Genomic DNA, 15392 nt, shown 5'->3' on the forward strand with positions numbered 1-15392 from the left:
CGCCACCTTCGTGGCCTTGCCTACTTCGTGGCGGGAGTGGTGATGCTGCCGCGGCGGTTGGTGCGCCACAGCTGATAGAGGTGCTTCGCGCCCGGGCGCACGAAGCGGGCGAGCATCGTGAGGAACGGCATGGGGTCGTCACCCGCGAGCCAGGCCAGCTCCGTCCCGCTCGCCTTCGCCGGCGCGTGCGGCGTCGTATAGCCGCTGCGGCGGTAGGCGAGGAGGGCGGGCAGGTCGATGTTCTCCACGATGAAACGGTGACCGGCGCGCTGTTCCCCCTCCGGTACGGCACGGCCGGTCAGATTCAGGTGCATCGCGCGTACGACGTCCACGCCCGACTCGTTCTCGAAGAGCCGGAACTGGGCTCCCATGCGCGGGTTGAAGTCGAGGAGCTTGTACTGTCCGTCGCGCCGGTCGAAGCGCAGGTCGAGGTCGATGATGCCGGTGAAGCCGAGCTGTTTGATGAAACGTGCGGCGAGGTCGGCGAGTTCCGGGTTGTCGACGACGTACGCGTTCGCCGTCATGCCCGCGTGCGGCGGCCAGGAGCGGACCTTGACGCCGGTGAAGAGCGCGAGCGGGTTGGAGTCGGCGTCGAAGCAGGCGTGCACGATCCAGTCCTCGGCCTCCTCCCTCGGCAGGTACTCCTGGAGGATCACTCCGGGTGGCTCGCCCCAGTCCCGGGCGAGGGTGAGCAGGCCCTCGCGGGTGGCGATCCTCGTGGTGCCGTTGACGGCGGGCCGGCTGCGCCGTACGAACGCCTCGCGGTTCTTGGCCACCACCGGGAAGCGGGCCGTGTCGGCGAAGGCGACGATCTCGTCGTACGACTCCGGGAACGCGGCCGACGGGCTCGCGACGCCGTGTTCCACGCACAGCTCGTGCAGGCCCTGTTTGCTGGCCAGCCGGCGTGGCAGCGCGGGGTCGACACGCGGGAAGAGAAAGGGACCGGCCAGGTCGTCCTGGTGCTCGGCGATCAGGACGGCGGCCTCCTCGTCCGTGGGGATCAGGACGGTCTGACGGCCGATCCGGCGGCCGATGCGCAGCAGGCCCTCGACCAGATGGCCCGGCTCCTCGGCGCCGGTCGTCGGCCACACGAACGCCCGTTTGAGATAGCGGGAGGCGGCCGCGGGTGTGTAGGGATCCTCCGTGATCGCATACATGGGGACGCCCAGGCGGCCCAGGCTGCGGATCGCGCCGACACCGCCGTGGTGCAGCGGATAGTCGCCGAACTTGACGATCAGGCCCGGCACGTCACGGTCCGCCTCGACGGGCATGCTGACGGCGTCTCCGGCCACGGGTCCCCCCACGTGTCCCCCCTACGGACCGGACCCACCCCGTCCGTGTCCCCCAAAGGACGCTAAGCCGGAATTGCCGCCTCCCACAAGGGCTATTCGGACATTGCGAACTCTTTAGACACTGTCCGAGCAACCTTTCGAGCGACCTTTCAAGCAACCTTCCGGGCACCCCTTGGGTGCCCTGCCCAAGACACGCAACTCGGCCGTAACGTGTGCCGCGACCACATGGAACACACCGCCATGCACGGCCCGGATGAGAGCGAGGCAGTACCCCATGCCCCCCTTCGACGTCCCCGAGGGCGACCCCTTCGGTCCGCACAACCTTCCCTATGGCGTGTTCTCGCCCTCCGGCAGCACGGAGCGGAGGGTCGGCGTCCGGCTCGGTGACCACGTCCTCGACGCGGGCGCCGCGGCCGCCGCCCTCGGTTCGCCGTACGTCTCCCTGCTCGCGCAGCCCACCCTCACCCCCCTGCTGGCCGCCGGGCGCACGGCCTGGTCGGACGTGCGGCGCGCGCTGACGGCATGGGTGACGGTGCCCTCGCACCGGTCGGCGATCGAACCGCTGTTCCACCCCCTGTCGTCGGTGACCCTCCATCTGCCCTTCGAGGTCGCGGACTACGTCGACTTCTACGCCTCCGAGAACCACGCCCGGAACGTCGGCCAGATCTTCCGCCCGGACGCCGAGGACTCCCTGACCCCCAACTGGAAGCACCTGCCGATCGGCTACCACGGCCGCTCCGGCACGGTGGTGGTGTCGGGCACGGAGGTCGTACGGCCGTCCGGGCAGCGCAAGGGCCCCGGCGACCCGGCACCCGTCTTCGGCCCCTCGATCCGGCTGGACATCGAGGCCGAGGTCGGCTTCGTGGTGGGCGCGCCCTCCGAGCAGGGCACACCGGTCGCGCTCGGCGACTTCCGGGAGCACGTCTTCGGGCTGTGCCTGCTGAACGACTGGTCGGCGCGGGACATCCAGGCCTGGGAGTACGTCCCGCTCGGCCCGTTCCTCGGCAAGTCCTTCGCGACCTCGGTGTCGGCGTGGATCACCCCCCTGGAAGCGCTGGAGCACGCGCGCGTGGCGCCGCCGGAGCGCACACACCCGCTGCTGCCGTACCTGGACGACTCGGCGCCGGAGATCGAGCCCGGCGGCTACGACCTGCGGATCTCCGTCGCGATCAACGGCCATGTGGTGTCCGAGCCGCCGTTCTCCAGCATGTACTGGACCGCGGCCCAGCAACTCGCCCATATGACGGTGAACGGGGCTTCCCTGCGCACCGGCGACCTGTACGGCTCGGGCACGGTGAGCGGCCCCGCGGAGAACCAGCGCGGCTCGCTGCTGGAGCTGACCTGGAACGGCCGCGACCCGCTCGAACTCCCGGACGGCAAGCGGACGTTCCTGGAGGACGGCGACATCGTGACGCTGTCGGCATGGGCGCCGGGGGCGGACGGAGGCCGGGTCGGGCTGGGGGAGGTCAGCGGGCGCGTCGTGTCGGGGTGAGCGACCTCTTGTAGCAAGGAGTTGACACAAGTCCCTCGCGGCCAGCATCTTGTACTCACCGCTTGATACAAGCGGTGAGTACAAGTCACGCTGTCACGGGGGACTTCCATGACTGATCTCGACACGACCACAGCAGCCACCGCGTCCCGGGCGCCGGTCGACCGCCATGCCCGCTGGACGGGGCTGGCGGCGGGCGCGCTCGCGGCGTGGCCGCTGTCCACGCTCGACCACGGTGAAGGGGTGCTGTACGCCATCCCGGCGTTCGGCCTGTGCGCGGTGGCCGGCGTCCTGGTGGGCGACGCGCTGACCCCGCCGGCCCGGGGTGCCGTCCGCACGGCCGGGCTCGCGCCACGCCGGGTCCGCGACTACGTACCGCCCCGGATGACCCGGCTGCTGCTCGTCCTCGCAGGCGCACTGGTGGTGCTGCTGACGGTCGCGGGCGCGGTGGCCTCACCGGACGACCTGGGCCGGGCGGGCCGCTCACTCACCCTGAGCTGCCAGGGCATGACCCAGTCGCACGGCCCCTGGCCGGGGCTGTACTACGGCCTCCCGATGCTGGCCTCCCTCGCTGTCGCCACGGTGGCCTGCGGCTGGTCGCTCCGGCGGATCGCCACCCGGCCCGGCGACGAACAGTCCCGCCGCGACCGCACCCTGGCGATCGTCGCGGCATGGGGGCTCGTCGTCTCGATCTCCCTGCTGGGCGCGGCCACGACGGCGTCGGCCTCGCTGCTGAGCTTGTCGTGCGACGGGACCGTGGGGACTGCGGGGGCCGTGGTGCTGTTGCCGCTGGCGCTGGTCTCGCTGGTGACCGGGCCATGGATGCTCCTCACCATCTGCTCGCCCCGGGCGGCGAGGCAGCGCCCGGCGGACCGGCAGGATCACCCGGCTCGGGCGGCAGCGCCGGGCCGGACGACGCCGGGGGTGCGCGGGTGAGCGGGGCGGCCGTACGGGTCGACACGACGAGCCCCGTCCCGCCGTACGAACAGATCCGCGCCCAACTCGCCGCCCTGATCACGACGGGCCGCCTGCCGGAGGGCGAACGCCTGCCGACCGTACGGCAGCTGGCGGCCGACCTGGGCCTGGCAGCCGGCACGGTCGCCCGCGCCTACCGCGAGCTGGAGGCCGCTTCCCTGATCCTGACCCGGCGTGGCGCGGGGACACGGGTGGCTCCGCTGCCGCCGGGGGCGCGCCGCCGCGAAACGGCGGAACTCGCCCAGGTGACCGGGGATTTCGTTGCGCGGGCGCGGGCTCTGGGGTTCGGGGAGGAAGAGGTGCTGGAGGCGGTGCGACGGGCACTGCGGGCGTAGAGAGAGGGAGGACCACCTAGCCCGGAGCCCGGCGGAGCCGGACTCGAAGGAGGGCGGCCGGATCGCGGTCGACATCTGCCTCGTGCCGCGTCGCACCGTCATACTGGCGGGGATACGCACGCGATGCGCCCAGGCGTACCGCCCCGCACCACCCGCGCCCGTACACCTCTCCGACCAGGAACCGGAGCCCCGGCATGACCGTCTGCCTGCTCCTGCTGAGCGTCGTCGCCCTGACGGCCGCCGTACCGGCGCCGCGCGCGCTGACCCGGGCCGCCTGGCCCGAGCGGGATCCCGTGGTCGCGCTGTGGGTGTGGCAGTGCCTGGTCGCCACGGTCCTGCTGTGCTGTCTGACCGCACTCGTGCTGGGTGCGGCGGCCGTCTTCCACACCGTCCGCGACCATGTCTTCGCCCCCGCGCCGCCCGCCGTCACCGCCGCGTACGACCTCTCCACCGCCCCGGTCTGGGCCGTCGCCCTCACCCTGCTGCTGGCCTGCGGTGCCGCCTGGACGACGGCGATGCTCGCCCGGGAGATCGCCGAGGCCCGCCGCCGCCGTGGCCAAACCCGGGCGCACCTGCGCGAACGCGCACCCGACCTGCCCGGCGGACTTCCTGAGGCACGCGGACCGATGCTGGTGCTGGAGGACGAGTACCCGGACGCCTGGTGGATGCCGGGCCACCCGGCCCAGCTGGTCGTGACCACCGGGGCGCTGCACCGCCTCACCGACCATCAGCTGGACGCGGTCCTCACCCACGAGCGCGGCCACGCGCGCGCCCACCACGACTGGCTGCTCCACCTGTCCACCGCGCTCGCCACGGGCTTCCCGCGCATCCCGCTCTTCGCCCACTTCTGCGACCAGACGCACCGGCTGGTCGAACTGGCCGCCGACGACACAGCGTCCCGCCGCTGCGGCCACCTCACCACCGCCCTGGCCCTGATCGAGCTGAACCAGCACCGCGGCGTCCTGTCCTGCGCCTCCAGCCGCCGCCTCCTGGGCGAACGCGTGGACCGCCTCCTGGCGCCCCCACCGCGCCTGCTCCGCCGGCACCGGGCACTGACGACGACGGTGGCGGCACTGGTCCCGCTGCTGCCACTGCTGATCACGTTCGCTCCGGGGCTGACGGCACTGTCCTGATCTCGCTGGGGCTGCCGTCCCCACGTGGACCGAGCAGCCGACCCGAGTGGCAGATCTTCCCTGCCCTCGGGCAAAACCCCAGCTCAGCGACCTGTCCAACGCCCCTTCACCTGGCGCAACACTCCAGAAACACCCCATTCCCTACCTCGTCGGTATGGTTCCAGCCATGCCACCCACCGACCGCCCCCGAGACCACGCCGGTCAGGGCGCCGCGACCACCGTCGCCGCCCACCGGATGCGTCGCCGGCTGCGCGCGGACCGGGCCCGGCAGCTCGCCGACCTCCTGCGCCACCAGCTCCTCACCGGCGCCTTCGAGGACGGCACCCTCCCCCACGAGTCCACCCTCGCCACCGACTACCGCGCCTCCCGCAACACCGTCCGCCAGGCCCTGGACCTGCTCCGGGCGGAAGGCCTGGTGGATCGGCTGCCGGGAGTCGGGACCGTCGTCGTCGCCCAGAAGTACCCGCACGGGCTCGACCGTCTGATGGGCCTCGCGGAAACCCTCCGCGAACACGGCCGCGTCACCAACGAGGTCCGCACCATGGGCCCCGCCCCCGCGCCCGCCCCGGTGGCCGAACGCCTCCGCGTCCCGGCCGGCGCCGACGTCCTCTACATCGAACGCCTGCGCCGCCTGAACGGCCTCCCGCTCTCCCTCGACCTCACCTACATCCCGCTCGACGTCGGCACCTCCCTGCTCGGCGCCGACCTGGAGAACACCGATGTCTTCCGCCTGCTGGAAGCCATCACCGGCCAGCGGCTCGGCCACGCCGAGATCACCCTGGAGGCGGTGAACGCGGACGCCCACTCCGCCGCCGTGCTCCAGGCCCCGCGCGGTGCCGCCGTACTGATGCTGGAACGCCTCACGCACCTCGCCGACGGCCGCCCCGTCGACCTGGAGTTCATCCGCTTCCGCGGCGACCGCATCACCATGAGCGGCCTGCTCCACCGGTCGCTGTAATCACCCTGCCTGACCCGTTTTCTGGAGACAGCCATGCCTTTGGCGCCCCAGCGGGCCGACGTGCCCGTGACCATCGACGAGTCGAAATGCATCGACGGCTGCACGCTCTGCGTGGACATGTGCCCGCTGGACTCCCTCGCCATCGACGAGAGCAGCGGCAAGGCGTACATGCATGTCGACGAGTGCTGGTACTGCGGCCCGTGCGCGGCGCGCTGTCCCACCGGAGCTGTCACGGTCAACATGCCCTACCTGCTCCGCTGACCTTTCCGACCCGCTCCGGCGAGAGGCCGAACCACCATGAACCGCAAGGCAGTCGCCCTGTCCGCCGCCGCGCTCCTCCTCCCCCTGTCCGCCTGCGGCGGCAGCGCCGAGGCGGGCAGCGGCTCCACGGTCACCGTGACCGTCGGCTACCAGTCCAAGACCATCAACACGGTCACCGCAGGAACCCTGCTCCGCTCGCTGGGCTACTTCGAGAAGCAGCTGAACTCCCTGCACGACGGCCACACCTACAAGGTCGACTGGCAGGACTACGCCACCGGCGCCCCGATCACCGCCCAGATGACCGCAGGGAAGATCGACATCGGGTCGATGGGCGACTTCCCCCTGCTGCTGAACGCGGCCCGCGGCAAACAACTCGGCCGTCCCACCCACCTGGTGTCGGTCACCGGCTACAACCTGCGCGGCGGCCTCAACACCGTCGTCACCGCCCCGGACTCCAAGCTCGCCTCACTGCAGGACCTCAAGGGCAAGAAGGTCTCCACGAGCATCGGCTCCGCCGCCGACGGCACCCTCGTACGGGCCCTCCAACGTGCCGGCATCGACCCGAACACCGGTGTCTCGAAGCTCAACCAGCAGCCTGCCGTAGGCGCTTCGGCCCTCTCCGCGGGCAGCGTGGACGCGCTGTCGCAGTTCGTCGCCTGGCCGGGCCTGCTCGCCTACCAGGGCAAGGCGAAGGCCCTGTACGACGGCGCGCAACTGAACCTCCCCACCTTCCACGGCGTCACCGCCCGCGAGGACTTCGCCAAGCAGCACCCGGCCGTTCTGGAGGCCTTCCTGAAGGCCCAGGCGCAGGCCACGGACTATCTCGACGACCACCCGGTAACCGCCGCGGAGAGGGTCGCCGAGGCCACCGGTCTGCCCGCCGAGGTCGTCTACCTCTACAACGGCGCCCACGGCATCGCCACCTTCGACCCGGCCGTCAAACCCCAGCTCGTCTCCGCGCTGAAGCAGGACGTCTCCGTCCTCAAGGCCGCCAAGCTCACCGGCGACATAGACGTGGACTCCTTCATCGACGACCGGTACGTGAAGAAGGCACTCGGCGCCTCCTACGCCGAGCGGCTCACCGCCACACCGGCACCGGCCGCGAGCGAGGTATGGCCCAAGGGCAGCGAGAAGACCGTCTCGTTCAAGTCGCCGAAGGAGCTGCTGGCCTACCTGGCCGGGCATCGGGGCGGCGTCCGCGCTGCCTACGTCCCCGACGCCACCACCGGCACCCTCTGGTTCGCCGACAAGGCGGTCTGGGTGGCCGACGGCGACCAGCTGCTGCCCTTCGTGGCCCCGGCGACCGCGCAGGCGTACATCGCGGCACACGGCGGCGCCCGTACCGTCTCGTACACCGACGCGCTCGGACGGTCCTCATGACCCGGCGGCCGCTCGCCCGGTATGCGCTGCGGGCGGCGTCCCTGGCCACCGCCCTCGGGCTCTGGCAGCTGCTGACCAGCGTGGACGTCGACCTGTGGCTGCGCTTCTCGCAGTTCCCGACGGTCACCGACGTGGCCCGGGCCTTCGCCGACCGGCTCTCCGGGGCCGACTACTGGACCGACCTCACCGACAGCCTCACCCGGATCCTCACCGGCTTCGCGCTGGCGGCCGTCCTCGGCGTGGCGACGGGCGTGCTCGTGGCCCGCTCGCGCCTCGCCGAGGACCTGCTCGGTCCGGTCCTGGAAGTCGTCCGCCCGATCCCGGCCATCGCTCTTGTCCCCGTCGCCATCCTCCTCTTCCCCTCGAACGAACAGGGCATCGTCTTCATCACCTGCACCGCCGCCTTCTTCCCCGTGCTGGTCTCCACCCGGCACGCGGTCCGGGCGCTCACCCCCGTCTGGGAGGAGGCGGTGCGCACCCTGGGCGGCGGCCGGCTGCGGATCCTCGGCTCCGTCGTGCTGCCGGGCGCGCTGCCCGGCATCTTCGGCGGACTGTCGGTCGGCATCGGCGTCTCGTGGATCTGTGTGATCTCCGCCGAGATGATCTCCGGCCAGTACGGCGTCGGTTACCGCACCTGGCAGGACTACACGGTCGTGAACTACCCGGGCGTCTTCGTCGGCATGGTCACGATCGGCGTCCTCGGCTGGGTCACCTCCACGGCCGTGGAACTCCTCGGCCGCCGTCTGACCCGCTGGCTGCCCCGCACCTCGTACGTGCCCGGCGGCCGGCCCCGCACTGCAGTGCCCCCACTCGCCGCCCCGGTCGCCGTGAAGGCCGAGCGCAACGCCGAGAACCAGCCCGAGGCCCAGCACCAGGACCACGACGAAACCGAGCAGGAGGCGCGGGATGAGCACCTCGTCTGAGACGGTCGAGACCGTCGCCGCACCGGCCGCGACGTCACGGGAGGACGTGCACGGCACCCGGCTCACCTTCCGTGCCGCCGTCCTGGGCCGGCCGGACGCCCCGGTCCTGCACGACGTCGACCTGGACGTCGCGCCCGGCGAGATCCTCACCGTCGTCGGCCCCTCCGGCTGCGGCAAGTCGACACTGCTGCGCACGCTCGCCGGGCTGCTGTCACCGCTGGCCGGAGCGGTGGAGCAGGACGGCAGCCCGCTGACCGGGCCGTCCGCCGACCGTGCGCTGGTCTTCCAGGAGGACGCGCTGCTGCCCTGGCGCACCCTGCGCGGAAACGTCGAACTCCCCCTGGCCATCGGCGGCGTACCGCGCGCCGAACGGCGTTCCCGGGCCGAGTCCTGGCTCGGGCGCGTCGGACTCAGCGCACAGGCGGGGCAGTTGCCGCACCGCGTCTCCGGCGGGCAGCGCCAGCGCGCCCAGTTGGCCCGCGCGTTGGCCGACAGCCCGCGCGCGGTCCTCATGGACGAGCCTTTCGGCGCCCTCGACGCCCAGACCCGCTCCGGCATGCAGGACCTGCTGGTTGAAGTGTTGCGCGGCTCGGGCGCGACCGTCGTCTTCGTCACGCACGACGTGGACGAGGCGCTCTTCCTCGGCGACCGCGTCGCCCTCCTCGGGGCCGGCCGCGTGGCCTCCGTACGCGACGTACCGCGTCCGCGTGACCGCGGCGCCCTCGACGACCCGGCCCGCGCGGCCCTGCGCCGCGCCGTCCTCTCCTCGCTCGGCACCTGAAAGGCACCCCGGTGACCACCCCCGCCAACGCCCCCGCGCAGACCCATCTGGAGATCCCCGCAGTCACCGACGCCGAGGAGCTGATCTGCGACGTCCTCGTCATCGGCGGCGGCACCGCCGGCACCATGGCCGCCCTGACCGCCGCCGAGCGCGGCGCGGACGTCCTGCTCCTGGAGAAGGCTCACGTCCGCCACTCCGGCGCGCTCGCCATGGGCATGGACGGCGTCAACAACGCGGTCGTCCCCGGGCGCGCCGAGCCCGACGACTACGTCGCCGAGATCACCCGCGCCAACGACGGCATCGTCGACCAGTCCACCGTCCGCCAGACCGCCACCCGTGGCTTCGCAATGGTCCAGCGGCTGGAGTCGTACGGCGTCAAGTTCGAGAAGGACGAGCACGGGGACTACGCGGTCCGTCAGGTCCACCGCTCCGGCTCGTACGTGCTGCCGATGCCGGAGGGCAAGGACGTCAAGAAGGTCCTGTACCGGCAGTTGCGGCGGCGGGAGATGCGGGAGCGGATCCGCATCGAGAACCGGTTGATGCCGGTCCGTGTGCTGACCGCGCCGGACGACGGGCGGGCCGTGGGCGCCGTCGGCTTCCACACCCGCACCGGCGCCTTCGTCACCGTCCGCGCGGGCGCGGTGATCCTCGCCACCGGCGCCTGCGGCCGCCTCGGCCTGCCCGCCTCCGGCTACCTCTACGGCACCTACGAGAACCCCACCAACGCCGGCGACGGCTACGCCATGGCCTATCACGCGGGCGCCGAGCTGACCGGTATCGAGTGCTTCCAGATCAACCCGCTGATCAAGGACTACAACGGTCCGGCCTGCGCCTACGTCGCCAACCCCTTCGGCGGCTACCAGGTCAACCGGCACGGCGAGCGGTTCGTCGACTCCGACTACTGGTCCGGGCAGATGATGGCGGAATTCGCGGCGGAGGTCGCCAGCGACCGCGGCCCGGTCTACCTGAAGCTGAGCCATCTTCCCGAGGAGTCGATCTCCGCCCTGGAGTCCATCCTGCACTCCACCGAGCGGCCCACCCGCGGCACCTTCCACGCCGGCCGCGGGCACGACTACCGCACCCACGACGTCGAGATGCACATCTCCGAGATCGGCCTGTGCGGCGGCCACTCCGCCTCCGGCGTCCGCGTCGACGACCACGCCCGTACGACCGTCCCCCGCCTGTACGCCGCCGGCGACCTCGCCTGCGTCCCGCACAACTACATGATCGGCGCCTTCGTCTTCGGCGACCTCGCGGGTGCGGACGCCGCCCAGTACACGGCGTACGAGGGAGAGCTTCCCGCGGACCAGGTGCGCGAGGCGCACGAGCTGATCTACCGCCCGCTGCGCAACCCTGACGGCCCGCCGCAGACCCAGGTCGAGTACAAGCTGCGCCGCTTCGTGAACGACTACGTGGCACCGCCCAAGTCCGGCGCCCGTCTCTCCCTCGCCCTGGAGGCCTTCGAGCGGATGCGCGCCGATGTCGCCGCGATGGGCGCCCGAACCCCGCACGAGCTGATGCGCTGCGCCGAGGTCACCTTCATCCGCGACTGCGCGGAGATGGCCGCCCGTGCCTCCCTCGCCCGTACCGAGTCCCGCTGGGGGCTCTATCACGACCGCATCGACCACCCCCGGCGCGACGACGCCTCCTGGTTCCACCACCTCGATCTGCACAAGTCCCCCTCTGGTGCGATGGAGTTCACGGCCCGTCCCGTGGCTCCCTATCTGGTCCCGGTCGAGGGTTTCGCCCCGGCCGGCGGTCCGTCCCGGCAGCTGGGCGAGGTCCGGCCCGAGGACGTCGCCACGGCCGGCCCGCGCGATGTGGCACCGGTCGCCAGCGGACCGGCATCCACCCGCGCCACCGGGCCCGTGGACCCGAGCGGCGCGCCGGGCACCGCCTCGCCCCGGCTCCTGGAGCTGCTGGAGCTGGCCGAGGAGGGACCCGAACTCGCCTCTCTGAAGCCCTACTTGTCCGACCCCGATCCCGCGGTCCGCCGTACGGCCGTCTCGGTCCTCACCGAGACCGTGCCGCCCGGCACCGGGCAGGCCCTGGCCGGTGCCCTCGCCGACCCCGACTCCGAGGTCCGCGCGGCCGCCGCGGCCTCACTGCGTGAGCTCGTCGAGACCCTGCCGTCCGAACCCGCCCTGGCCACCGCGCTCACCGGCGCGCTTGCCGAGGCCGACCCCCTGGTCCGCGCCGCCGCCCTCGACGTCCTGCGCGCCCTGCGGCTGGGCGAAGCCGCCGTGTTCGCCGCCGCGCTGGACGACCCCGACATCTCCGTCCGCATCGAGGCCGTGCGCGCCCTCGTCTCGGTCGATGCGGCCGAACCGCTGGCGGGCGCCGCGAACGATCCCTCCCGGGAGGTTCGCGTCACGGTGGCCAAGGCGCTGGCCGCGGTCAGCCCGGCGCCCCTGGACCCGCAGACCCGGGAGCTGCTCACCGGCACCCTGGACCGGCTCACCGAGGACACCGACCCGCTGGTGCGCGGTTCCGCGCTGGGCGCGCTGGCCACCGCCGGCTGCCCGGCACCGCTCGCCGCCCGTGCCGTGGCCGCCCTGGCCGACCCGGCCTGGCAGGTCCGCTCCGGGGCCGCCACCGCGCTGTCGGTCGCGCCCGCCGACTCCGCCGTCCCCGCCCTCGCCGAGGCCCTGGCCGACCCGAACGCGGACGTACGCAAGGCGGCGGTTCTGGCCCTGACCCGGCACAACGCCACCGAGCAGGCCCGCGCGGCCCTGGCCACAGCCATGACCGACTCGGACGCGGACGTCAGGGCGTACGCGGCGCGAGGGCTGTGACGATCCCCGGCATCGCCTCAGACGGAATGCCCAAGGTGAAGGCACGGCGCCCCAGGAGAAGAAGCGTCTCCAAGGGCCTGTGACGCCCTATATCCAGTCGTCCGGCTCCGGCTCGTCCCCCGGCTCGGGCCACAGGTCCTCGGGAGACTCACCGGGCGCGGGCACGGCACCGCCTGCCGGTGCGGCAGCGGCCGCCGCGCCGGGAGCGTCCAGGGAGTTGAGCACCTCGAGCACGCCCTCCCCGTACGTGGCCAGCTTCTTCTCGCCGACCCCGCTCACCGTGCCCAGCTCCCGCACCGAGCCGGGCCAACGGGTGACGATCTCCCGCAGGGTGGCGTCGTGGAAGATGACGTACGCCGGGACGCCCTGCTCCCGGGCCTGTTCGGCGCGCCAGGCGCGCAGGGCCTCGAAGGCGGGGAGCAGCACATCGGGCAGCTCGGTCGCGGCAGCCTTGGCCTTGCGGTCGCCCCGGCCGGAGGAGGAACCCGCACCGGACCGGGAGGCGGCCGGCTTCTTCGGCTCCATGCGCAGCGGCACCTCCCGCTCCCGCCGAAGCACCGAGCCGCTCGCCTCAGTGAGCACCAGCGTGCCGTACTCCCCCTCGACCGCGAGCAACCCCTGGGCCAGCAGCTGCCGGATGACGCCCCGCCACTCGGCCTCGACGAGATCCTGGCCGATGCCGAACACGGACAGCTGGTCGTGGTCGAACTGGATCACCTTGCCGGTGCGCTTGCCGAGCAGGATGTCGACGATCTGGACGGCGCCGAACTTCTGCCCGCGCTCCCGCTGCAGCCGTACCACCGTCGACAGCACCTTCTGCGCGGCGACCGTGCCGTCCCAGGTCTCCGGCGGGGTCAGGCAGGTGTCGCAGTTGCCGCACCCCGCGGCGGAGGGATCCTGGCCGAAGTACGCCAGCAGCTGGCCGCGCCGGCACTGGGCGGTCTCGCACAGGGCGAGCATGGCGTCGAGGTGGGCGGAGGCCCGGCGGCGGAACGCCTCGTCGCCCTCGCCGGACTGGATCAGCTTGCGCTGCTGTATGACGTCGTTGAGGCCATAGGCCATCCAGGCGGTGGAGGAGACGCCGTCGCGGCCCGCGCGGCCCGTCTCCTGGTAGTAACCCTCGATCGACTTGGGCAGGTCCAGGTGGGCGACGAAGCGCACGTCCGGCTTGTCGATGCCCATGCCGAAGGCGATGGTCGCGACCACGACCAGGCCGTCCTCGCGCAGGAAGCGGGACTGATGGGCCGCGCGCGTGCCCGCGTCCAGGCCCGCGTGGTAGGGCACCGCCTCGACGCCGTTGCTGCTCAGGAACTCGGCCGTCCGCTCCACCGAGTTTCGGGAGAGGCAGTACACGATGCCCGCGTCACCCGCGTGTTCCTCCCGGAGGAAGGAGAGGAGCTGCTTCCTGGGGTCGGCCTTGGGCACGATCCGGTACTGGATGTTGGGCCGGTCGAAGCTGGCGACGAAGTGGCGGGCCCTCGGCAGGTCCAGCCGCTGGGTGATCTCCTGGTGGGTGGCGTGCGTGGCCGTGGCCGTGAGGGCGATCCGCGGGACGTCCGGCCAGCGCTCGCCGAGCAGGGAGAGGGCCAGGTAGTCGGGGCGGAAGTCGTGGCCCCACTGGGACACACAGTGCGCCTCGTCGATCGCGAAGACGGAGATCTTGCCACGGGAGAGCAGGTCGAGCGTGGCCTCGACCCGCAGCCGCTCCGGGGCCAGGTACAGCAGGTCCAGCTCGCCGGCGAGGAACTCGGCCTCGACCATGCGCCGCTCGCCGAAGTCCTGCGTGGAGTTGATGAAGCCGGCCCGCACGCCTAGGGCACGCAGGGCGTCCACCTGGTCCTGCATCAGCGCGATCAGCGGCGAGATCACCACGCCCGTACCGGGTCTGACCAGGGCCGGGATCTGGTAGCACAGCGACTTGCCGCCACCGGTCGGCATGAGGACGAGGGCGTCTCCGCCCGCCACCACATGCTCGATGATCTCTTCCTGCTCACCTCGGAAGGCCTCGTACCCGAAGACCCGGTGCAGCGTGGCCAGCGCCTCGCTCGCGGCCGCGCCCGGCCCCTCGGTCATCTGTGGCATCTCGCTGATCCCGCCCGTCGCGCCCATCGTCCTGTCCCCCGTGTCGGTCCCCCGTGCGTCGTCCCTCGACCACTGCGTCCACGATAGGTCCCCGCGCCGACAGTGCCGGAAGTTGTCCACAGGTGCGGGTGACTTGTCATATCAACCCATCGACTGTTTCCGGACAGCCGCCCCGCACCCCATCAGGCACTGCCGAAAAGCCACCGCCCAACCCATCGGGTACGGCCGAATGGCCACCGCTCAACCCATCGGGTGCTGTCGAAAGGCCACCGCTCAACCCATTGGGCGCCTCTGGATGGCCGACTCCCTCGCTCGGGGACAGGCTGCTGGAGCGGGCCTGGAGGAGGCCCGCACGCCGCCGGATCACGCTTCGCACCCCGATCCATCCGCGTCTGCCCCTAGGAGCCCCACCTCATGATCGCTCGCCTCGCCGGAGCCGCCCTCGCCCTCGTCTCGGCTCTCGCCGTGCCCGCATCCTCGCCCGCCCACGCCACCGACCAGGACTTTTTCACCGACCCGCAGCTGACCGCGGCATACGTGGCGACGGCGCAGTACCGCTATGAGCCGCTCGCGACCGCCGACGGCTACGAGCCGCACCTGTGTCTGGCCCGCGCCCAGGGCGCCATGGGCTTCCACTACTTCAACGAGTCCCGCTTCGGCTCCCTCGACCCGAAGAAGCCGGGCGGCCTGCTCTACGAGAACTCCGGCGACGGCAGGCGCCGGCTCGTCGGCGTGGAGTGGGTGGTGCCGGTCACCGGCAAGAACATGAAGCGGCCCCGCCTGTTCGGGCAGGACTTCCAGGGCCCGATGGCCGGCCACTACCCGGGCATGCCCACCCACTACGACCTGCATGTGTGGCTCTACAAGAAGAACCCCCGCGGTCTCTTCTTCCAGTGGAACCCGAACGTGAAGTGCCCCGCCTCGACCAAGCCCGCCATGCAGGGCATGTCAGGCATGTCGGGCCACTGACGTGCGACGGCCCCGGCTC

General features: G+C 72.1%; 13 protein-coding genes. 11 read left to right on the top strand and 2 right to left on the bottom strand.

The window, feature by feature from the left end:
• Positions 1 to 20 precede the first annotated feature (20 nt).
• The gene (locus BEK98_RS07490) at positions 21 to 1271 is read right to left on the bottom strand and encodes a carboxylate--amine ligase (protein WP_094215570.1); all 1251 of its coding nucleotides are present in this window, start codon (positions 1269 to 1271) and stop codon (positions 21 to 23) included.
• A gap of 295 nt (positions 1272 to 1566) precedes the next feature.
• Between BEK98_RS07490 and fahA the strand changes: the two genes are divergently transcribed.
• The 10 genes from fahA to BEK98_RS07540 all read left to right on the top strand — a co-directional run bounded on the left by fahA (position 1567) and on the right by BEK98_RS07540 (position 12322).
• Positions 1567 to 2784 carry a fumarylacetoacetase gene (gene fahA, locus BEK98_RS07495; protein WP_094215571.1) on the top strand — a complete coding sequence of 406 codons (1218 nt, stop codon included), beginning with the start codon at positions 1567 to 1569 and terminating at the stop codon, positions 2782 to 2784.
• Between the two features lie 108 nt (positions 2785 to 2892).
• Positions 2893 to 3717 (top strand): hypothetical protein, encoded by an 825-nt coding sequence (locus BEK98_RS07500; protein ID WP_208643036.1) that lies wholly within the window; start codon positions 2893 to 2895, stop codon positions 3715 to 3717.
• A complete protein-coding gene (locus BEK98_RS07505) occupies positions 3714 to 4091 on the top strand; it encodes a GntR family transcriptional regulator (protein ID WP_094215572.1) in 378 nt (125 codons plus the stop codon). The genes BEK98_RS07500 and BEK98_RS07505 overlap by 4 nt, the downstream gene beginning before the upstream one ends.
• 194 nt (positions 4092 to 4285) lie before the next feature.
• The gene (locus BEK98_RS07510) at positions 4286 to 5224 is read left to right on the top strand and encodes a M56 family metallopeptidase (RefSeq protein WP_094215573.1); all 939 of its coding nucleotides are present in this window, start codon (positions 4286 to 4288) and stop codon (positions 5222 to 5224) included.
• 166 nt (positions 5225 to 5390) lie between these two features.
• Entirely contained in the window at positions 5391 to 6182 is a 792-nt protein-coding gene (locus BEK98_RS07515) for a GntR family transcriptional regulator (RefSeq protein ID WP_094215574.1), read from the top strand.
• A 33-nt stretch (positions 6183 to 6215) separates the two neighbouring features.
• On the top strand, positions 6216 to 6443 hold the full coding sequence (locus tag BEK98_RS07520) for a 4Fe-4S dicluster domain-containing protein (RefSeq protein ID WP_030347217.1): 228 nt from the start codon (positions 6216 to 6218) through the stop codon (positions 6441 to 6443).
• Between the two features lie 36 nt (positions 6444 to 6479).
• On the top strand, positions 6480 to 7823 hold the full coding sequence (locus tag BEK98_RS07525) for an ABC transporter substrate-binding protein (RefSeq protein ID WP_094215575.1): 1344 nt from the start codon (positions 6480 to 6482) through the stop codon (positions 7821 to 7823).
• The gene (locus tag BEK98_RS07530) at positions 7820 to 8746 is read left to right on the top strand and encodes an ABC transporter permease (RefSeq protein ID WP_244201769.1); all 927 of its coding nucleotides are present in this window, start codon (positions 7820 to 7822) and stop codon (positions 8744 to 8746) included. The genes BEK98_RS07525 and BEK98_RS07530 overlap by 4 nt, the downstream gene beginning before the upstream one ends.
• Positions 8730 to 9527, top strand: coding sequence for an ABC transporter ATP-binding protein (locus BEK98_RS07535; protein WP_094215576.1), 798 nt, complete (start codon positions 8730 to 8732; stop codon positions 9525 to 9527). The genes BEK98_RS07530 and BEK98_RS07535 overlap by 17 nt, the downstream gene beginning before the upstream one ends.
• Before the next feature lie 11 nt (positions 9528 to 9538).
• Positions 9539 to 12322 (top strand): fumarate reductase/succinate dehydrogenase flavoprotein subunit, encoded by a 2784-nt coding sequence (locus BEK98_RS07540; protein WP_094215577.1) that lies wholly within the window; start codon positions 9539 to 9541, stop codon positions 12320 to 12322.
• A gap of 87 nt (positions 12323 to 12409) precedes the next feature.
• Here BEK98_RS07540 and recQ read toward each other — a convergent pair whose 3' ends face one another.
• Positions 12410 to 14431: a DNA helicase RecQ gene (gene recQ / locus BEK98_RS07545; protein ID WP_094215578.1), complete on the bottom strand. Its 2022-nt coding sequence runs from the start codon at positions 14429 to 14431 to the stop codon at positions 12410 to 12412.
• A 387-nt stretch (positions 14432 to 14818) separates the two neighbouring features.
• Between recQ and BEK98_RS07550 the strand changes: the two genes are divergently transcribed.
• On the top strand, positions 14819 to 15373 hold the full coding sequence (locus BEK98_RS07550; protein ID WP_094215579.1) for a hypothetical protein: 555 nt from the start codon (positions 14819 to 14821) through the stop codon (positions 15371 to 15373).
• Positions 15374 to 15392 lie beyond the last annotated feature (19 nt).

It is taken from the genome of Streptomyces diastatochromogenes (genome assembly GCF_002242805.1).
Classification (GTDB): Bacteria; Actinomycetota; Actinomycetes; order Streptomycetales; family Streptomycetaceae; genus Streptomyces; species Streptomyces diastatochromogenes.